This is a genomic window from Niabella ginsenosidivorans (genome assembly GCF_001654455.1).
GTDB lineage: Bacteria > Bacteroidota > Bacteroidia > Chitinophagales > Chitinophagaceae > Niabella > Niabella ginsenosidivorans.
The window spans coordinates 1262857-1283256 of the sequence record NZ_CP015772.1; the positions used below are offsets into that span (position 1 = coordinate 1262857).

A 20400-nucleotide genomic window follows, 5' to 3' on the forward strand; every position below is an offset into this window, starting at 1 on the left:
GCAAAGGTAACGTAAATAAATGAAAAATTACGATTTTACGGTAAATTATTTCAATTCATTATTTTGACAGGCTGCAATATATTAAACAGAACTTAAAATAGCAGGGCAGAGCGTTTGGGTTGTGTAAATATTGCGTATCTTGTGGGGCAATTTCCGAAAGTGATCTTCGCACCCAAAGGATAAATATAATCATATATAAATAGCTGATTTACAATGAAAGATTTTTCATACATTACAAGCTCCTCTCCTGAGTTTATAGAAAATATGTACAAGGAGTTTGTAAAAAACCCGGAAAATGTTGATACTGAATTAAAAAAATTTTTTGAAGGATTTGATTTTGCCATCGGCAATGGCCTGGCAGAAAAGAACGGAACAACCAGGGCTGCCGGCAGCAGCACATTAGCTACCCCGGGAACTGACTGGAGAAAAGAGATCGCCGTATACCGGCTAATACTGGGCTACAGGAATAAAGGTCATTTGCTGGCAGATACCAACCCTATTAAAAAAAGAAAGGACCGGGGCGCCAATCTTGATCTTCCTTTTTTCGGACTGTCAGAAGAAGATCTGGACAATGAATATGAAGCCGGCAGCCTGATCGGCCTGGGCACTACCCCGCTGCGGAATATACTGTCGCATCTTAAAAAATGCTATGCAGGTCATGTAGGTATCGAGTTCAAATATATCAGTGATCAGAAAAAGGTAGACTGGCTGACCAATGAAATGGAAAAGAAATTTACCAATCCGTTACCGCTGGAACAAAAGAAACGGATCCTTGAAAAGCTGAATGAAGGGGTGATGTTTGAAAAGTTCCTTCACACCAAATATGTGGGGCAGAAACGGTTTTCCCTGGAAGGTGGTGAAACAACCATTCCGGCGTTGGATGCTATTATTAATAAAGGAGCAGAGCTGGAGGTGAAAGAAGTTGTGATCGGTATGGCTCACCGCGGCCGCTTAAATGTGCTGGCAAATATTCTGGGTAAGACATATGAGCAGATCTTTAGCGAATTTGAAGGCACGGGAGAGATCAATCAGACCATGGGCAGCGGTGATGTGAAGTATCACCTGGGGTATGGAAGTGTTATAGAAGCTGCCAATGGCGAAAAGGTGCATTTGAAGCTAATGCCCAATCCTTCGCACCTGGAAGCTGTGGACCCGGTTGTGCTGGGCTTTGCAAGAAGCAGTGCCAATATTTTACATAATGAGCGTTATGAAAGTGTATTGCCCATATTGATACATGGGGACGCCGCACTGGCAGGGCAGGGCGTTGTTTATGAGTTATTGCAGATGTCCAAACTGAACGGATATTATACAGGCGGTACCATTCATTTTGTCATCAATAACCAGATCGGTTTTACAACTGATTTTTCTGATGCGCGCAGCTCAGATTATTGCACATCGCTGGCAGCAATCGTGCAGTCGCCGGTTTTACACGTGAACGGAGACGATCCGGAAGCCGTTGTAAAGTGCGCGGAAATAGCCATGCGCTACAGGAACGAGTTTCATGCGGATGTGTTTATTGACATGGTGTGCTACCGGAAACATGGGCATAATGAGGGAGATGATCCCAAATTTACACAGCCAACGATGTACGCCCTTATTGACAAACATCCCAATCCCCGGGAAGTGTATATAAAATATTTACTGGATAAGGGTGAGGAAGATACCAAGGAACTGGCAAAGGAAATGGAGAAAAAGTTCTGGGACGACCTGCAGGACCGCCTGGATGAAGTAAAGCAGCATCCGTTGCCCTATACTTATCAGGATCCGGAACTGCAATGGAAAAGCCTGCGTAAAGCTACTGCGCTGGATTTTGAAAAAAGCCCGGATACCGCAATCAGCGGGGAGCACTTCAAAACAATCTTTGATGCACTTATGAAGATCCCCGATGGGTTTACTCCTTTAAGAAAAGTAGCCAAGCTGCTTCAGGATAAAGTAAAACTGCTGGAAACCGAACAAAAAGTGGATTGGGCAACCGGTGAATTAATGGCTTTTGGTTCCCTGCTGCTGGATGGCTCTGATGTGCGCATGTCTGGCCAGGATGTTGGCCGGGGTACTTTTAGTTCCCGCCATGCCGTGCTGAGAGATGAAGTTACGGATGCTGCCTATAACCGTTTGAGCGGGTTACCCGGCTCCACAGCCAAATTCAGGATCTATAACTCACTGTTAAGCGAGTATGCCGTACTGGGCTTTGAATACGGTTTTGCACTGGCAACCCCTAATGTGCTGGTTGTATGGGAGGCACAGTTCGGTGATTTTGCAAATGGCGCCCAGACCCTGATCGATCAGTTTATTACCAGCGCTGAGCAAAAATGGAACCGTATGGACGGATTGGTAATGCTGCTGCCGCACGGTTTTGAAGGGCAGGGGCCGGAGCACAGCAGTGCGCGGATTGAACGCTTTTTACAGTCCTGTGCTGAGCTGAATATTGTGGTGACCAATATCACTACGGCCGCCAATTATTTCCATGCGCTGCGCCGCCAGCTTAAATGGCCTTTCCGTAAACCACTGATCAACTTTGCACCTAAAGCCAATCTCAGGCATCCGGGCAGCTATTCATTAAAAGAGGAGTTCACGAACGGCCGTTTCCGGGAGGTGATCGATGATGCGTTTGCAGACGATCCTGTAACAGTAAAAACAGTGTTGTTCTGTTCCGGTAAGATCTATTTTGATCTTGCTGAAAAACAGGTGAAGGATAACCGTAAGGATGTTGCTGTTATTCGTATGGAGCAATTGTACCCCCTGCCTAAAAAACAGCTGGACGACCTGTATGCCAAATACAAGAATGCTGTTTGGTACTGGGTACAGGAAGAACCGCTGAATATGGGTGCGGCCTCCTTCCTGCAAATGAACCTGAAAGATATCAATTATGGTATCATTGGCCGTAAACCAAGCGCGGCACCTGCTTCCGGATTTATGAAAGTGCATAAAGCAGAGCAGGAGGAGATCATTAATACAGCTTTTTCAATGTAAATAGAGTGGGCGGAATAGAAATTCCGCCCTTTTCATCTATTCAAAACTAAACATGAGCTGTTTATAGTAACTTTTGATTTAAGGCTTTTACCACTGCTTCGGAAACAGAATTCACCTGTAACTTTTCATACACATTCTTAATATGGGTATTTACAGTATGTATGCTCAGGTTACAGGCAGATGCTACCATTTTCCGGGTGTAGCCTTTTACAAGGAGGTTTAAGATTTCCTTTTCCCTTACAGTCAGGTCTGTTTCCGGTGCCGACTCAAAAAAAATATTTTTCTGGAAAGCGTTCAGCACTTTCTTCGCAATGGAAGCTGTCATGGCTGCATCGCCATTATAAACATCCTCAATGGCCTGTAACAGCTGTGCAGGCGGGGACTTTTTTAAAATATAACCGGAGGCGCCGGCACATATGGATGCAAATATTTTGTCATCGTCTTCAAAAACGGTCTGCATTAAAAGCTGCACATGCGGAAAATTAACCTTTATGATCTTGACGCCTTCAATGCCGTTTACATTTGGCATATCAATATCCATTAATACAATATCCGGGTCAGCCTTCCTTACATCGGTAATTACATTGCTGCAATCAAAAAAGGTTCCTGTACAGATCATGCGGGGCGATGCATTGATGAGCATATTCAGGCTTTCCCGCCGGTAGGCATTATCGTCAAAAACAGCCACTTTTATGGTTGATGCGTCCATATAATAAAATTACAATTTAAAACGGGGCAACAAATCGCCAATTTGGGGGATATTTAGAGGGCGGTGATTGTTCATAGGTTCTGGCTTATTGATGCTGGATGCTCGCTTCCGGACATTTCGCTTTCCACTGCTCACTTATAGCTGCCTGCTGAAAACTGATCACTCAAATCCCATACTTCCCCTCTCAATTCTCATTTATACTTTAGAGTTTGGAATTTTTTGCCGTACTTTGTTCTACTTTTTTAAAAAGCAGTTTTTTTTATGGCAATTGATATAAAAGTTCCCACAGTCGGGGAATCGATCAGTGAAGTGACCCTTTTGAAATGGATCAAAAATACCGGAGAATATGTTGAGCGCGATGAAGTGATCGCAGAGCTGGAAAGTGAAAAAGCCACTTTTGAAGTCAATGCCGAAAAGGCCGGTGTATTAACAACAAATGCCACAGAGGGAGACACACTGAATATCGGGGATGTTATTGCCACTATTGATGATACTGCTGCAAAACCGGTTGAAATTCCGCGTGCAGAACAAGCCCCGGCCGATAAAGTGCCGGATGAAGCAAAAAAACCGGCTCCTGATCCGGATAAAGCGCAGCCAGCTGCTCCGCCCCCGGCAAAAGAAACTGCTCCCACTAATGTAAAAGCCACACCCGTGGCTTCAGCCATCATAGCAGATAAAGGCGTGAACCCGAAGGATGTTACCCCCTCCGGATTTTCCGGGAAGATCCTGAAGGAAGATGTGCTTTCTGCCCTGGCCAACCCGGGCAGAAGGTCATTTAACGGCAGTGAATTGTTCAGCCGTAGCGAACGTGCCCAAAAAATGACCAATCTGCGAAAAACCATCAGCCGCAGGCTGGTAGAATCCAAAAACACCACGGCAATGCTCACCACGTTCAATGAGGTGAACATGAAGCCTATTATGGACATCCGCGCTAAGTATAAAGATAAATTTAAAGAGGCCCATGGTGTTGGTCTGGGCTTTATGAGCTTTTTTGCAAAGGCATGCGCTATTGCACTGGCAGAATGGCCTTCCGTAAATGCTTATATAGATGGCGACCAGATCATCTTCCATGATTATGCCGATATCAGCATTGCTGTAAGCACTCCGCGTGGCTTAACAGTGCCTGTTATCCGCAATGTGGAAAGCCTGAGCATGGCGGGTGTTGAAAAAGCAGTGCTGGATCTGGCAAAAAAGGCGCGCGACAGTAAATTAACCGCAGAAGACCTTACAGGGGGCACTTTTACAATTACAAACGGTGGCGTATTTGGCTCGCTGATCAGCACTCCCATCATAAACCTGCCGCAGAGCGCCATCCTGGGCATGCATAATATTGTGGAGCGCCCGATCGCAGAAAACGGGCAGGTGGTCATTCGCCCGATGATGTATATTGCACTGAGCTATGACCACCGTATTGTGGACGGGCGTGAATCTGTAAGCTTCCTGGTACGGGTAAAGGAATTGCTGGAAAATCCGGCCTTATTACTGATACAACAGGATCCTATTAAAGCATTGCTGGAGCTGTCTTAAAACCTGAAGGACGCACTAAAACTGTCATAAATTTTCACGGGTAGATTATTTTGTCAGCCGGCACAACCATACCAGACCCGCAAAAGGGATTGGGGCGTTTTCATTCCTACCTGAAAAGCGCTGTAAAGATCATCAGCCGGTATAAAGGCAATGAACCACTTGCTTCTTTTTTAAAGAGCTATTTTTCAGGGAACAAAAAGTTTGGAAGCAATGATCGCAGGGAAATTACCAACCTGTGCTATAGCTATTATCGCCTGGGGAAAGCATTTACAGAGCTTTCCCTGGAACAGCAGGTGCTGCTGGGCCTGAAAATATCTGCCCGGGATCCGGGGCCGCAATGGAAAGCTTTGCTGCCGGAATACGGGGTTCCTGAAGAGCTGCAGCTGGAAATATTTCCCTGGAAAGAAAAATTGAGCGCAGGCATTAATGCCGCTATATTTGAGCGCTCCTTTTTGATCCAGCCGGATCTGTTTTTACGTATACGCCCCGGAAATGAAGCACAGGTGCTTAAAAAGTTAAATGATGCGCTGATCCCCTTTGAAAAGGAAGGTAGTGCATTGCGGCTACCCAATGCAGTAAAAGCCGGGAGCGTATTATCCATAAACACAGAAGTGGTTGTGCAGGATCTCAGTTCTCAACAACTGGGACGGATGCTGCAACATTGCCATGCAGCCATTTCATCCAGGTGGTCACCAGGGCAGCAGTCAATACTTTCCGTGTGGGACTGTTGTGCAGCCAGCGGAGGCAAATCCATTTTAGCTGTGGATGCGCTGGGGGCAATTGACCTGACGGTTTCTGATATCCGCCCTTCTATCATTGCCAATTTAAAAGAACGTTTCCAGGAAGCCGGAATCAAAAATTATAAGGCATTTGTTGCCGACGCAACCAAAGGCAGTGAGCAACTGAAAAAGCGGTCGTTCGACCTGGTAATGGCTGATGTGCCCTGTAGCGGAAGCGGTACCTGGAGCCGTACCCCTGAACAACTGTTCTATTTTGACCCGGAACAGATTCATACATATACGGAGCTCCAGAAAAGTATTTTAAGAAATATTGTGCATGCTGTTCAACCCGGTGGTTACCTGCTTTACAGCACCTGCTCTGTTTTTAAAGCAGAAAACGAAGACCAGGTAAGGTTTCTGGAGGCGTCCGGATTTAAACTTATTCAACAGCAGTTAATTACCGGGTACGATAAAAAGGCAGATACCCTGTTTGGGGCGCTGTTGCAGAAGCCGCGGGGCATTAATGTATAGTTCATGGCCCATGGCTGATAGTCCGTAGGCTCACATATCAGGAAGTTAGCAAGCAGGCTGACAGCAAGTGGGATGACACTTAACTCTCAATTCCGGAGACTGACTACTGAAAAACTGATCACTCAATGTCTAATCATGCCTCCATATAAGCTTCCGTTGGCTCGCAGGTGCAAATGAGATTCCGGTCGCCTAATGTATTGTTAACGCGGGCAACAGAAGGCCAGAACTTATTCTGTGCTACATAGGGCAACGGAAAAGCAGCAGTTTCCCTGCTATAGCCGTGCTCCCAGTTGTCTGTAATGACTGCCTGCTGTGTGTGCGGTGCGTTTTTTAGCGGGTTATCCTTTACATCCCATTCAGCAGTTTCCACTTTCCGGATTTCTTTGCGGATGTTTTGCAGGGCATCGCAAAAACGGTCCAGTTCTGCTTTGTCTTCGCTTTCCGTGGGCTCAATCATAATAGTTCCCGGCACAGGAAAGCTCATGGTAGGGGCATGGAAGCCGTAGTCCATCAGCCTTTTGGCAATATCTTCCGCCTCTACCTGTGCTGATTTTTTGAACGGGCGCAGATCAACAATGAATTCATGAGCGCAAAGATGATTGCTATTGGTATAAAGAATGTCAAAATCTTCCGCCAGACGCGCACGCATGTAATTGGCATTTAAGATGGCATATTCCGTTGCCGTCTTTAAACCTGCTGCTCCCAGCATGCGGATGTATGCATAAGAGATCAGGAGGATGGAAGCAGAACCATAAGGGGCTGCAGACACTGCACCTTCATGCTTTTTTGCGTTTGGCTGATCCAGGCCGTTGCCGTTAATAGAAATGGTCTTTGCCCTGTGTAAGGTTACATGTCCGGGCAGATGCACGGCCAGGTGCTCTTTTACACAAATGGGCCCCATGCCGGGTCCGCCACCGCCGTGCGGAATGGCAAATGTTTTATGCAGGTTAAGGTGGCAGACATCTGCACCAATCAGTCCCGGGGCTGTTAAGCCTACCTGCGCATTCATATTGGCACCATCCATATACACCTGTCCGCCGTTATCATGTATGATCTGGTTGATCTCCCTTACCGTTTCTTCATAGATGCCATAAGTGCTGGGATAAGTGATCATGATCCCTGCCAGTGTATCCTTATATTGTGTGGCTTTTGCTTTCAGATCTTCTATATCAATATAACCATTTTCCAGGGCTTTAACCACAACCACCTTCATGCCCGCCATTACTGCAGAAGCAGGATTGGTGCCGTGCGCGGAAATCGGGATCAGCATTATATTACGGTGCGGATTGCCCTGCGCTTCATGATAGGCTTTAATGGTGAGCAGGCCGGCATATTCTCCCTGGGCCCCGCTATTAGGCTGCAGGCTGCAGGCGTCAAAAGCCGTGATCTCGCATAAGTAATGACTTAGCTCTTCTATGATCTGCTTATAGCCGCCTGCCTGGTTTAACGGGGCAAACGGATGAATGTTTGCCCAATGTGACCAGCTCAGCGGGATCATTTCGGTGGCTGCATTCAGCTTCATGGTACAGCTGCCCAAAGAGATCATGGAAGTGTTTAAAGAAAGATCTTTATTTTCCAGGTATTTAATATAACGCATCATTTTGCTTTCACTGTGATAGGTATTAAATACCGGGTGTGTTAAAAAAGCAGATCTTCTTGATAATGCCTCCGGGATATGGCGGAGCTCTTCTTCTGCGCTCAGCTCAAATGAAACAGGGCTGGAATCATTTTCAAAGCAGTTGATCAGATCATACAGGTCTTCAATGATCACCGTTTCATCCAGTGATATGCCAATGTGCTGGTGGTCGATCTGGCGCAGGTTTATTTTTTGCTGTTCTGCCTTTTCAATAATGGAAGAAGTATTATCTGTTTTAACAACAAGGGTGTCAAAATAATGATTGCTGACAAGCCGGAACCCGCGGGCTTCAATGGCTTCTCCGACAATCTGCGTAAAAATGGCTACACGTTCTGCAATCTGTTTCAACCCGCCGGGGCCATGATAAACGGCGTACATAGCCGCCATATTGGCCAGTAATGCCTGGGCCGTGCAAATATTGGAGGTGGCTTTTTCCCGTTTAATGTGCTGCTCTCTTGTTTGCAGGGCCATACGCAATGCCCGGTTGCCACTGGCATCTTCACTGATACCAATGATGCGCCCGGGGATGGTACGTTTAAACTCGTCAGTAGCCGTCATAAAAGCGGCATGCGGACCGCCATACCCCAGAGGCACGCCAAAACGTTGTGCAGATCCTACGGCAACGTCCGCGCCCAGTTCCCCCGGAGGGGTTAAAAGCGTTAATGCCAGCAGATCTGTTGCCATGGCCACATACCCGCCGGTGTTATGAACGGTTTCAATAAAAGAGCGGTAATCTTCAATGCTGCCTTTATTATTAGGATATTGCACCAGCGCACCAAAATAGTCTTCAGTAATAGCGGCATTCTTATAGTTGCCTTCTATGATCTCAATCCCAAAAGGTTGTGCCCGTGTATACAAAACATCCTTTGTTTGCGGGAAGATTTCTGTGTCGATAAAGAACCTGGGCTTTTGAACAGACTCCGACCTGTTCTTTGAATGGAAGAACATGATCATTGCTTCGGCAGCGGCCGTTGCTTCATCCAGTAGGGAAGCATTTGCCAATGGCAACCCTGTAAGATCGCTTACAACGGTCTGAAAATTTAAAAGGCTCTCCAGGCGCCCCTGGGAAATTTCTGCCTGGTAGGGGGTATATTGTGTATACCAACCGGGGTTTTCGAAAATATTGCGCAGGATTACGGAAGGAGTAATAGTGCCGTAATAGCCCTGGCCGATGTAATTGTGAAAGATCTTATTTTTTAGTGATATATTTTTAATATGCCGCAGGTACTCGTTTTCGCTCATCGGGTTAGGGATGCTCAACGGGTCTTTCATACGGATGCCGGAAGGAACAGTTTGTTCCATCAGCGCATCAAGACTGCTAAAGCCGACCTTCTCCAGCATTTTTTCGGTTTCGGCTTCGTCAGGTCCAATATGTCGTTTTAAAAATTCTTCTGATTGGGATTCTAAAATATTCATATTACTATCGGGGTATTAAGTATAAATGAAGTGTGCAAAGTTACGCCCAATTACTGAGAAAAAGTAAGGATCGGCCATATGGGGAAAACCGGTGAATATGAAGAAATTAAGTATTTTTTTTAAAATTTAATAAAGGCGTATTTGTTTATATGATATTTTAAGACAGCGAATAATTACTTTTGATTTCCGGATGTATTAAACGCATCTGTTAGAAAATGTCGAATACAATTTTGAGCAACTGGGAAAAGAAATCCAGGGAACATCGCAAAAACTATCAGCAGTTTTTAAAAAGGGCGGATAAGAATAAGGTATTGAAGCAACTTCCGGCTTTGCATGAAGAGGCTTTTAAAGCTGTGGATTGCCTGAACTGTGCCAACTGCTGCAAAAATTATTCCCCCCGGTTTAAAACACCAGATGTAAAACGGATAGCAAAAGGATTGGGGCTCAAGGAAAGCGTTTTTATTGATACCTATTTAAGAGTGGATGAGGAGGGCGATTTTGTGGTGAAACAGTCGCCCTGCCCCTTTTTAAATACAGACAATACCTGCAGCATTTATGAGATGCGGCCGTCAGACTGTGCCCGCTTTCCTTATACTGATGAGGATGTTTTGATAAAACGCCCGGCCCTTACTTTAAAAAACAGCGAATTTTGCCCGATCACTTATTTTGTTATGGAAAAGCTGATCCGGTCTTCATTGAAATAGGTTTTATTTTAAGCAATTGCAATGAACATAGCCGGCGGTACAAAAAACAATGCAGAAAATGATCAGCTGCTGCTGCGCGTAAGTAATAAAGTAACTATTGCTATGGTGCTGCCAATAATTGCTTTGATCGTCGAAATAGTGAGATGGTGATCGGGTAAACAGTATTGAAACAGATTATCTGCTTTAAAAAAGCTGAAAATATAAAGGTTTTACTGAAGAAAGGAAAGCAAACAGCTGCCTGTGTATTTAGCAATATAGTAAAAATTGCTGACTTCAAAAAGAAAATGCTGATAATATTAATAAGTGAATTATTTATTTTTTAATTCAAAAACTTACAATACTTTTGTTATAGTAAGTCTCTAAATTGAAAAACAATGCAATCATTAAATATACTGCAGCATGTGAATATTTCCTTTATTATAAAAAAATATATGTACTAAGAAAATATTAGCCAGGGTAGAAACCCCGGCTGTTTTTTCTCTAAATTAGCGTAATTAAAACGCTATTGTAAAAATGCGCTTTTATTTTGAAAGCGCATAATTTTTTTTAAACGGAAAGGCAGTCCCGGCCTGATAATAACCGGGTTCAGATGTTTGTTTGTGGGTGAATGTTTTAATAAACTTTTTAGTTTTGCCGCGAACTGCTATGTCTGGTAAATGGATAGTAATACTTGATAAACCTACATACGCCGGCGTTAAACCTTTGAGGTTGTTTCCTGCTGTATCTGATAAATCGCTCCGGCCCAAACAGAACCAGGGCTGCCTGCAAGAGTGCTTTCTCGTTTAGCGTGCAGTTTGTGATCATTCGTTCTGTAACCATACAGAAAGTGTTCTGTTATCGGACGTTTTTATTCCTTCTGACTCATAAAACTATGTTTATAAGCGGCTTACAAGCATGGCATATTGATGGTTCAAAAATGCCTGAAGATCAAATACGGCGTTATAAGGTGATATAGCACTGTGCAACCGGCGGAAGAAGCTGTAGGCGGAATGCAGGTATTGTGCTCCGGGCTAACCAAAACAAAGCATCAGAATATTGCCAAAGACCAGTAATGAACAGAATATGCACCGGCATTGCTGAATGATTTTAAGGAACAGATAGTAAGCGCAGGAAGAGTAAATCCTACGGACAATCTTGTTATCGTCGGTAATCAATCCTTTCATGAAAAAAAAGTGCTGGATGTGGACAGCGATTTTTTCAAGCTGTTTTCTTTTCCATTAATAAAGAGGGATGCTGCAACTGTTTTACAAAACCCGGGCAACATAGTGCTTACAGAAAGCCTGCAGTCCGGTATTGACCTGCTAAAAGCCGAATACAGAAAGGTAGTTCCGGAGTATCCTTTTGAGTACCGCTTTTTGGATGAACAATTTGGCGATTTGTATAAAAGAGACCTGCGCCAGCAAACTGTTCTTACAGTGTTTGCCTGTTTAGCCATATTTGTTGCCTGTTTGGGCTGGTATCGTATACTGCTGCAAAACGGTTTAAAGAAATCGGTGTACGAAAAAGTGCCGGGCTCATCGGTGCAGAATATTGTTATATTACTGTCAAAAGACTTGTTAAAGCCGGTGTTAATTGCCAGTTGTATTGCATTGCCTGCCGGCTATTGGGCGATGAATAAATGGCTGCAAAATTTTGCCTATAAAACAACGTTAAGCTGGTGGATATTTTTACTGGCTATATTAGTCACATTTGGTATTGCATTGTTGACCGTGGGTATAAAGTCAGTGAAAGCGGCAATGGCCAACCCGGTCAGGGCATTACGAACAGAGTGAGCAATGTGAAGGTCCTGTAAGGAGGATGAAGCATTTGAGAACAGCAGGAGATAATTTGCAAAGGAAACCGATAGCGCCATAAAACAATTATAAATACTCAGACAACATAAATATTGTCTGCAAACTTCTGGCTTACAACTGATTTTTTGCCGGTTACTTCAATTTCAATGCTGCCGTCAAAATCCTGGCGGCTGATCACTTTTATTTTACTGCTCAATCCCAGTCCCACCTGTACAACGTATTGAAGAAAAAGAGCGCTGTTGTCTTTTACGGCAACAAGCCTGCATGTTTTTCCAACCGGTATTTCCGATAGGGTTTTACGGGGTGGAGGTTTTAGTTCTCCTTTTGCATTGGGAATGGCATCTCCATGCGGGTCATATTCCGGGTAGTCTAAAAATTTTTCAAGTTGTGCGATCAGTTTCGGCGATTGTATATGCTCCAGCTGTTCCGCCACTTCATGAACCTCGTCCCAGCTGAACCCGAGCTTTTCATATAAAAAGGTTTCCCAAAGGCGGTGCTTGCGGACAATTTCTATAGCCTGCTTATTCCCGGCTGCGGTAAGGGAAATTTTTCCGTATTTTTCATAAAGAATCAGTTTTTTCTGCTTCAGCTTTTTAAGCATGTCGTTAACGGTAGCAGGTTTTACATTCAACGCAGTTGCCAGCTCATTGGTGCCTGCCTTCGATTTTTCCGAATGCTCCGATGTAAGGTGGAACAATGCCTTCAGGTAATTTTCTTCCGTTTGTGATAACATGACGCAAAAATAGGAAATAGCCTATCGAAATGATTTTGTTTAACCTGCCGGATGCTAAAAACTTTTGCCTGACAATTTTTTGACAGGAGAACCATTAACTCCGTTTCAGCAATCTTAGCCCGGTTACTTCCCCCGTCTGTATATTCCAGGTATATTCAAAGGCAACGGAATAGGAACGGGAGCATATTTTCCATAAAGCAGCTCCGTTATTGCTGATGACGCTATTCTGAAACCCGGTCATCGTATTTGCTCCTATTTCCTCTATATTTTTACTAAAGTGAGGTATTGTATGGGTAGCTGAGAACAGATAATCAGCAATTGCTCCCGGCTCAATAAAGTAAGGCACTAACACTTCTTTTAAGCTTTCTGTATCTTCGGGCAGCAGGTTGGTAAATTCTTTCCAGGATGTGTCCGGAAGGCCAGCCTTATCAAGACCGGCAAGTATTTTTTGCCGTACCATATGAAACTGCTCCTGGTTTTGAGCATAGTAGGCCAACAGGCGCCGGTTAACCGTATCCTGCCAGCTATGGGGTGGTACGTTCTTAATAAGATTTGTTGTGTAGGCATCCCAGCGGATCTTACTCATGGAAAGATAGAGCTGGTCGGTTGTAAAACGTGGCTTGTATGCAGAAAACGGCAATTGGATCTTAACGTACTCCGGATCGTTGAAGGCCGTAAATTCTAAATGCTGAATGGTTGAGTTGTTTAAATCAAAAATGAACCGCAGCACGTAGGCCCTGCTGGCAGACCAGATCTGCCATTGATCTCCTTTGAGTTTCTTTGTAAAAACCTGCTGGCCGAATGTATAGCCAATACTGGCCTCAGTGAAACTGATACCGGCTTTCTGGATGAGCAGGGGCTGTATAAAGCCATTAATAACAGCACTTATTTCTGCCGGCTTATAGCAATATAACAGGGTAGCAGCACTATACTTCGGGTCATATAAAATTTTGGCCAGCTGATCGCTATCCTGCAAACTATGGAAATGCAGATTGAAAAGCGTGGAAGGGGGCGCCGGCGATTCTTCTAAATATTTTTGGCGTATTTTCCGGTAGGCAGGCAGGCATTTTTGTATGTAAACCAGCATCGGATCAAATAGCGCAACCTGCTGCTCCGGGGTAAGCGTACTGTCCCATAATCTGTCAGATATCCGGGGCATGAGCTGCAGAAAGGCCGCCCTGGTATGGTTCCGTTCTTTTTCCAGTTCCTGGTCATAAACCTGCGCCCGGCCGGTGCAGGAAATCAATAAGAGGAAAGCGGCAATTGTGTTTTTCATAGTGTGTATAAATTTTTTCATTTTTTCAACTTACCTGTCTTTGCAAAGCTAAAAATAGTTATCGTATAAATTTAAAGCATACGTGCAATTCCCGTCCTGTGCCAATAGGAATCATTTATACAGGCAATAGCTTCATTTTGCTGATCTGCCTTACAAAACCGGAGCGCTTCAAAACAATCATTCGGATTGTGCGATCCAGTCAGCTGCAATATTCGCTGTTTGCCGGAGCAATAAATTTAACTGGCCAACATGATGTTGAATGTGCCTGAGGTTATAAAACAGGATCTCCAGTAAATTATAATCTGTTACAACAGCCGGGCACAAGCCATGCCTGTTTATTTCATTGCTGCGGATCCATCGCTCGCTGAATTTTTCTGCAGGTGTCTGCATGATCAGTTTTTCACACTTTTCCCGGGCAGCAGCAATATAAGTCTGCATTTCATTCCTTGGATAGAATTGGTCAGGAAATACATCATCAATTGCTTCCGGAGGCAGCTGATCCGGCTCAACGATTGTATAAGGAAGGAGGGGATGGAAACTGCTGACCGGAATTGTAAGGTAATAATCAAGGAACAGGAGGGTATGGTACGCCATGTAGAAGATCTTTTTCTCTTTTTGCCAGGTCGCGTCAGGGCAAATGCTGATAATGTTCTTAAACATATCAATGGCAGCTGCAAAGTTTTTCCAAAAGCTTTCCCGGAATAGTTGATCCATAGTAATGTGCTTATTAAAGGTAAGAAGTTCTTTAGCCGAATTTAGTGTAAAGTTTGTTAACAGCGGATATTCTTTCAGGTTCCCGTAGTTCGTTGTTTGCCCGTTTTTGAAACCGGTTTTATAATTGTTGTATGCTGTTATACTAACCAGCAAAATAAAAGCTATCTCAACCAGGGAGATAGCTTTTATTATCATAAAAAAAGTGACAATATGCTAATAGCCTTTGCTTGCCTGAGCATTTTTCAGGTTAGAGTTTCTGTCAACAGCCGTTTGCGGGTAAGGCATCAATGTATATTTGTTATCCCATATACGTTCCTGCACCAATGAATTATTAAGATCTTTTATTGAGGTCATTACCGAACCGGCAGTTCCCCAGCGCCTGATGTTGAAATACCATTGCCCTTCACCGGCGAGCTCAATCCTTCTTTCATTTCTGATCAGCTCCCGTAATTTGTCTTTTGAGTTATAAACCGATGGATCTATTGCCGGCATGCCTGCCCTGTCTCTTATATTATTTAAAGCAGTATAAATGGTAGCGTCCGGGCCGCTAACTTCATTTTTTGCTTCAGCATAGGATAATAATATTTCTGCATACCGGATAATGGGAAAATCCTGTGCACCGTCCCATTCTGTGCTTGAATAGGCCGGGTTACAGCAGTCTGCAACCGCTGCATTGTAATCACCAAACCGCTGGCAGGGTAATTAAAGGTCTTTGTCAGTGCTGTTTCTAGCTTTTTTTGCAGCTTGGAACTATGCTTTTCTGGTGCATCTGAAATTATATTTCCTGCTTGCAGTATGGTTTGTATTTTCTGATAACCGTTCTTTTCCAAACGGGATTTCAATGCTGCTATTTTAATGGTGCGGCCGCCCGTTTATACCACGGAGCAGAATAATGTACTGCATTACAGATTGATTTGATCCGCTCAACAATAAAGGGAAACTGTTGTGCTCCAAACAGAGAGCTGCTGGTTGTGCATGTATGCTTTTAGGTTCATCTGTATCGCTGAAATCAAAGCCGGAAGCGAGGCTGCCTTACAGCCCCGTTTTCCCTTCTGCCCAGTAAGGCTCGGTAAGAATGTTTTTCAGGGTAATGCCCTTTTGTACCAATACCCTGCGAACGGCCTGGATAGACTTTGCACGCCCTGTAATATAAAAGGCAGCGTCCTTCCATTGTTGCCAAAAGGCAGCATCCATTGCTGCTATGCTTTCGGCTGCGTACCTTGCAGCCGGCTCATAATCTTTTTCAACTGTAACCGCCTGAAAGCCCAGCCGGTGCGTCCAGCTATGATGCGGCGGGTCCAGTTCTGCCAGGCAGTAACAGGTATGACCGCGTTTCATTGCTTCCCTTGTTATGCATTCCATTAATCCTACGGAGGTTTCGTCTCCAAAAACAAAATGCCTGGTAGCGGCTTCTTTGTATTTTATTTTCCCCCCCGGCCCCATTAACCGAGCCCTGCTTCCGACTTTGAGGGTTGCAGCCCAATTGCTGCCAACACCCCGGCCATGCAGATAGACCAGCATTTCACAGATGCCTTTTTCCCTATCAAAGGCAGATAGGGTATAGTGCCTGAAATCAGTATCGGTTACACGGAATTCGATCACATTTCCGGGAGCATACCGGGCCTTTGTAAAGTCTCCTTCCATGATCACTCTTTTTAAATCGGGGAAAAGATATTCGGTTCCTGTAACTTCTACAGGAATGATCATCCGGCTGAATACCGTTTCCATTGTATCACCAAGCCATTTGGGTATGCGGGGCATAGATCTTGTTTTAACTGATTTTTTGCAAAATTCAAAGAAACGAGGTATAATTCTTTACAGCACAGGGAGCCGGTTTCATACCAGCGGGATTTTCTTTTTCATTTTACTGCTATTAGGATAATTTTGCAAAGAAAGAAAACGGTTTCTTCTATGGCAATGAGCATTAGCGGAAATGGCAGTCAGTGGGTGGATATAGGTCTTGAAATGGATCTGTTCATTCCTGCTGTACCGCTTGTTATAGAGCGTACGGAGAAATACAGTTTTCCCTTTGGTGATGCCGCCGTTACGCAGATAGGGCTGCCGGATATTTATATTGTTTATGGCGATATTATTTTTAAGCGTTCCAGATTGCATTTCAGGGCTTTTGATGTGCCTGAAATGGTAGAGCTGCATTTTGCCCTTTCCGGAGGCGGCACTCTGTACAATGCGATTAATAACAAAAAGTATTCTTTCGCCCCGCTCATGCAGAACATGATCTATATGCCTTATCTAGACGGAACAGGTGATTATCGTTCCCATGAGAACTACCGCTTTTTTGAAGTACATTTTACAAAGGAGCGTTTTCTTTCGCTGGCTAAGGATTGCGGGCCGGTCCTCCAATTGTTTGCTGATGATATTGCTGCCGGGCGTTATGCGCAGCTGGCAGAGGAAAACCTGCCCATGAGCTTTGCCATGCACCACTGCATTCAGAGCATGATCAATTGTACCTATACCGGCGGGTTAAAGCTGCTGTTCCTGCAATCAAAGTGTATAGAGCTGCTGGTATTGCAGGCAGAGGCATTTGAGCAATCTGTTCATAAAAGGCAGAGCTCGGTTTTAAAATCTGCGCACGATAAAGAATGCATCTATAACGCAAGAGCATATCTGCTCCGGCATGCGGATGCGCCACCCTCGCTGTCAGAGCTGGCAAAGCTGTCCGGCACCAATGAATTCAAGCTCAAAAAAGGATTCAGGGAACTGTTTCATAACAGTGTATTCGGCTATCTGAACGATTACCGGTTAAGCCGCGCCCGGGAACTGTTATCATCAGGAAGCACTATTAAACAGGTTGCCGGGGATCTGGGCTATTCTTCAGTGCAGCATTTCAGTACCGCGTTTAAAAAAAAGTATGGTGTAACACCCGGCAGGTTGCAGGAATAGGCGGCCGGAATGCCCAGACATACCTGCCGATCTGGTTTAACAAATCCACAAAAAATTTGCGCAAGTATTTACTTGCGGTTATATTTGCAAGTAAATACTTGCATAAATGGAAGCGCGGCGAGATGTATTTCAGGCTATAGCAGACCCAACAAGGCGGGCCATCATTGGTTTGGTAGCAGAGCAGCCATTGAATGTAAACACGATTGCCGGAAAATTCCGGGTCACCCGTCAGGCCGTTTCGCTGCACGTGAAAATATTAACGGAGTGTGGGCTGATCGTGGTCAAACAACAGGGAAGGGAACGGTATTGCGAAGCCAGGCTGGAAAGGCTGAATGAAATTTCAGAATGGGTAGAACAGTATAAACAATTCTGGGAAAGCAAGCTGGACGCTCTGGAACAGTATTTATCTGGCATTCAAAAAACAAAGAAATATGCAAAACGAAAAAAATGATACCGCAGGCAGGGAACTGCGCATTTCCCGGTTGCTGGATGCACCGGTAGAGCTGGTCTGGGAGGTTTGGACGGATCCCGGGCATATCAAAAACTGGTGGGGCCCCGATGGCTTTACCAATACCATTACCAAAATGGAGCTACAGCCGGAAGGAGAATGGGACCTGATTATGCACGGGCCCGATGGAACGGATTATAAAAACAAAAGCGTGTTCAAAGAAGTGGTTAAGCATAAAAAGCTGGTGTATGAGCATATTTCCGGCCCAAGGTTCCTGGCAACCATCACTTTTGAAAGCCGTGGTAATAAAACATTTATTGAATGGCACATGCTGTTTGAGACCAAAGAAGTATTCATTCAAACCGTGAAAACATTTAAGGCAGATGAGGGCCTGAAACAAAATGTGGAAAGGCTGAACAGGTACCTTCAGCAAAAAACAGATGATCCTATATCCATCACGCAGGAGTTGAATGCCCCGGTTAATAAAGTGTGGTCTGCTATTACCAGCAGGGCGGAGATGATACAATGGTATTTTGAGATGATACCGGCATTTGAGCCCATTGTTGGTTTTGAAACAAGTTTTAACGTGCATACGCCGGACAATAAGGATTATCTGCATTTATGGAAAGTAACAGAAGTAATTCCCCAGAGGAGAATCGTTTATAACTGGAAATATAAAGGCAGCCCGGGCAGCTCATTTGTTGTTTGGGAACTGACGGCAAGTGACAACAAAACCATTCTTGAATTTTCCCATCACGGACAAAGCAGCTTTCCAAAGGACAACCCGGACTTTGCAAGAGAAAGTTGCGTTAAAGGCTGGGAGTATTTTATTAGCCAAAGGCTTAAAAAGTTTTTAGAGAACTAACGCACGGAATTTTGTATTCACCAATAAATATAGAATGTATGACAACACAAAAGACACCGGCAGCAGCAGCTCAAATGCTGATAAGAAAACCGGCCCCTGAGGTTTTCAATGCATTTGTAGATCCGGAGATTACAAAAAATTTCTGGTTTACAAAAGGCAGTGATAAACTGGAAACAGGAAAAAAAGTAACCTGGGAATGGGAAATGTATAACGTTATATGGACGGTGACTGCCACAGAAATGATCAAAGACGAAAAGATTATTCTGGATGAGTCCCCGGCACCTACAATGATTGAATTTAATTTTAGAACGGTAGGCGATGGTGCTACTTATGTAACCGTAAAACAATATGGCTTTACCGAAACCGGGGATGCATTGGTAGAAAAAATAAAAGGAGCAACCGGTGGCTGGACAACAGTACTGGATGGAGCTAAAATATTTTTAGAGCATCAGATTCATCCCAATTTTGTAGCCGACAAATTTCCAAAAGAAGCAGGCATTAATATTAAGGATTGATCGCCTGATAGCCCCTGCAGGGAGGGCTGAACAATGGCCTTGGCAAAAAAATGTATTGAAATGAAACAAATGACGCTGTTTTCCGTTGTGCTTGCTTTGACTTTAGCAGCGTATCAACGGAAGCGGAAAACAAAAGCGGCCGGGAACACATCAACCCGCAGTTTGAATTTTAAAAGTGGCTATTCAGAGGTGAATGGGCTGAAAATGTACTACGAGATCTATGGCCAGGGAAAGCCGCTGGTGCTGATCCACGGCGGCGGCTCTACCATACAAACATCCTTTGGCCGGCTTATTCCTTTTCTGGCAGCGCACCGGCAGGTAATAGGCGTTGAATTGCAGGCGCACGGGCGCACAGGTGACCGCAATACAAATCTGAGCTTTGAACAGGACGCCGCGGATGTTATAAAGCTGTTGGAGCATCTTAAAATACCAGGGGCCGATTTTTTAGGATTCAGCAATGGAGGGCAAACAGCAATAGAAATAGCCATTCATTATCCGGAAAAGGTCGGCAAGCTGATCCTGGCTTCTGCATTTTATAAAAGAAGCGCAGCTGCCCCTCAATTCTGGGAGGGCTTTGATCATGCTACGCTGAGCAATATGCCACAGGCGTTACAGGATGGGCAGCTGAAAGCAAACGGGAACGATACCGGCGCATTGCAAAACAGCTTTAATAAAGATGTGCAGCGGATGAAAACCTTTAAAGGATGGACTGATGACCAGATGCGGTCTGTAAAAGCAGCAACACTGGTCATTAATAGCAGCGAAGATGTAGGTTCCCCTGAAAGCGCTGTTGAAATGTACCGCATTATACCACATTGCGAGCTGGCTGTTTTCCCGGGTGGTCATGGTGCTTATCTGGGAGAAGTGACGTTCCCGGATACGGACAAACGGGTGCAGCCCGCAGCAACCAGGGTCATTGAAGATTTCCTCAATAAAAATTAAT

19 protein-coding genes are annotated in these 20400 nt (G+C 44.6%); 11 read left to right on the top strand and 8 right to left on the bottom strand.

The genetic code is table 11. From position 1 onward, the window contains the following. The first annotated feature begins 213 nt into the window (after nucleotides 1-213). Nucleotides 214-2970, top strand: a complete 2757-nt coding sequence (locus tag A8C56_RS05225; RefSeq protein WP_067752983.1) for a 2-oxoglutarate dehydrogenase E1 component — start codon at nucleotides 214-216, stop codon at nucleotides 2968-2970. A gap of 61 nt (nucleotides 2971-3031) precedes the next feature. On the opposite strand, the gene A8C56_RS05230 is transcribed toward A8C56_RS05225, so the two are convergent. After that, nucleotides 3032-3679: a response regulator gene (locus A8C56_RS05230; RefSeq protein ID WP_067752986.1), complete on the bottom strand. Its 648-nt coding sequence runs from the start codon at nucleotides 3677-3679 to the stop codon at nucleotides 3032-3034. Nucleotides 3680-3940: 261 nt separating this feature from the next. Between A8C56_RS05230 and odhB the strand changes: the two genes are divergently transcribed. Both odhB and A8C56_RS05240 read left to right on the top strand, forming a co-directional pair. After that, nucleotides 3941-5206, top strand: a complete 1266-nt coding sequence (odhB, locus tag A8C56_RS05235) for a 2-oxoglutarate dehydrogenase complex dihydrolipoyllysine-residue succinyltransferase (RefSeq protein ID WP_067752989.1) — start codon at nucleotides 3941-3943, stop codon at nucleotides 5204-5206. 50 nt (nucleotides 5207-5256) lie between these two features. Next, entirely contained in the window at nucleotides 5257-6456 is a 1200-nt protein-coding gene (locus tag A8C56_RS05240; RefSeq protein ID WP_245645768.1) for a methyltransferase domain-containing protein, read from the top strand. Between the two features lie 133 nt (nucleotides 6457-6589). Here A8C56_RS05240 and gcvP read toward each other — a convergent pair whose 3' ends face one another. Next, the gene (gcvP, locus tag A8C56_RS05245) at nucleotides 6590-9508 is read right to left on the bottom strand and encodes an aminomethyl-transferring glycine dehydrogenase (RefSeq protein ID WP_067752997.1); all 2919 of its coding nucleotides are present in this window, start codon (nucleotides 9506-9508) and stop codon (nucleotides 6590-6592) included. 215 nt (nucleotides 9509-9723) lie between these two features. On the opposite strand from gcvP, the gene A8C56_RS05250 reads away from it, so the two are divergent. The 3 genes from A8C56_RS05250 (at nucleotide 9724) to A8C56_RS05260 (ending at nucleotide 11984) form a co-directional block, all read left to right on the top strand. Next, nucleotides 9724-10212, top strand: a complete 489-nt coding sequence (locus A8C56_RS05250) for a YkgJ family cysteine cluster protein (RefSeq protein WP_067752999.1) — start codon at nucleotides 9724-9726, stop codon at nucleotides 10210-10212. A 21-nt stretch (nucleotides 10213-10233) separates the two neighbouring features. After that, entirely contained in the window at nucleotides 10234-10362 is a 129-nt protein-coding gene (locus A8C56_RS25240; protein ID WP_262492515.1) for a hypothetical protein, read from the top strand. Between the two features lie 923 nt (nucleotides 10363-11285). Next, nucleotides 11286-11984, top strand: coding sequence for an ABC transporter permease (locus A8C56_RS05260; RefSeq protein WP_067753005.1), 699 nt, complete (start codon nucleotides 11286-11288; stop codon nucleotides 11982-11984). A 97-nt stretch (nucleotides 11985-12081) separates the two neighbouring features. Here A8C56_RS05260 and A8C56_RS05265 read toward each other — a convergent pair whose 3' ends face one another. The 6 genes from A8C56_RS05265 to A8C56_RS05290 form a co-directional block, all read right to left on the bottom strand. Further along, complete coding sequence (locus tag A8C56_RS05265; RefSeq protein WP_067753008.1) at nucleotides 12082-12738, bottom strand: metal-dependent transcriptional regulator; 657 nt, start codon at nucleotides 12736-12738, stop codon at nucleotides 12082-12084. 94 nt (nucleotides 12739-12832) lie between these two features. Beyond that, nucleotides 12833-14014 (bottom strand): hypothetical protein, encoded by a 1182-nt coding sequence (locus A8C56_RS05270; RefSeq protein WP_067753011.1) that lies wholly within the window; start codon nucleotides 14012-14014, stop codon nucleotides 12833-12835. A gap of 177 nt (nucleotides 14015-14191) precedes the next feature. Next, nucleotides 14192-14923 carry a DinB family protein gene (locus tag A8C56_RS24810; protein ID WP_218917247.1) on the bottom strand — a complete coding sequence of 244 codons (732 nt, stop codon included), beginning with the start codon at nucleotides 14921-14923 and terminating at the stop codon, nucleotides 14192-14194. An 18-nt stretch (nucleotides 14924-14941) separates the two neighbouring features. Beyond that, nucleotides 14942-15331 carry a RagB/SusD family nutrient uptake outer membrane protein gene (locus A8C56_RS05280; protein ID WP_084490022.1) on the bottom strand — a complete coding sequence of 130 codons (390 nt, stop codon included), beginning with the start codon at nucleotides 15329-15331 and terminating at the stop codon, nucleotides 14942-14944. Continuing rightward, nucleotides 15244-15558: a DUF1697 domain-containing protein gene (locus tag A8C56_RS05285; RefSeq protein WP_169818748.1), complete on the bottom strand. Its 315-nt coding sequence runs from the start codon at nucleotides 15556-15558 to the stop codon at nucleotides 15244-15246. The genes A8C56_RS05280 and A8C56_RS05285 overlap by 88 nt, the downstream gene beginning before the upstream one ends. Before the next feature lie 202 nt (nucleotides 15559-15760). After that, nucleotides 15761-16489 carry a siderophore-interacting protein gene (locus A8C56_RS05290; RefSeq protein WP_067753021.1) on the bottom strand — a complete coding sequence of 243 codons (729 nt, stop codon included), beginning with the start codon at nucleotides 16487-16489 and terminating at the stop codon, nucleotides 15761-15763. 123 nt (nucleotides 16490-16612) lie between these two features. Here A8C56_RS05290 and A8C56_RS05295 point away from each other — a divergent pair, with 123 nt between their 5' ends. The 5 genes from A8C56_RS05295 (at nucleotide 16613) to A8C56_RS05315 (ending at nucleotide 20399) form a co-directional block, all read left to right on the top strand. Further along, nucleotides 16613-17629 carry a helix-turn-helix transcriptional regulator gene (locus tag A8C56_RS05295; protein WP_067753023.1) on the top strand — a complete coding sequence of 339 codons (1017 nt, stop codon included), beginning with the start codon at nucleotides 16613-16615 and terminating at the stop codon, nucleotides 17627-17629. 106 nt (nucleotides 17630-17735) lie between these two features. Further along, on the top strand, nucleotides 17736-18080 hold the full coding sequence (locus tag A8C56_RS05300; protein WP_067753025.1) for an ArsR/SmtB family transcription factor: 345 nt from the start codon (nucleotides 17736-17738) through the stop codon (nucleotides 18078-18080). Next, entirely contained in the window at nucleotides 18061-18942 is an 882-nt protein-coding gene (locus A8C56_RS24640; RefSeq protein WP_067753028.1) for an SRPBCC family protein, read from the top strand. The genes A8C56_RS05300 and A8C56_RS24640 overlap by 20 nt, the downstream gene beginning before the upstream one ends. A 38-nt stretch (nucleotides 18943-18980) precedes the next feature. Next, entirely contained in the window at nucleotides 18981-19457 is a 477-nt protein-coding gene (locus tag A8C56_RS05310; RefSeq protein ID WP_067753030.1) for an SRPBCC domain-containing protein, read from the top strand. Between the two features lie 60 nt (nucleotides 19458-19517). Then, on the top strand, nucleotides 19518-20399 hold the full coding sequence (locus A8C56_RS05315) for an alpha/beta fold hydrolase (protein WP_067761619.1): 882 nt from the start codon (nucleotides 19518-19520) through the stop codon (nucleotides 20397-20399). Nucleotide 20400 lies beyond the last annotated feature (1 nt).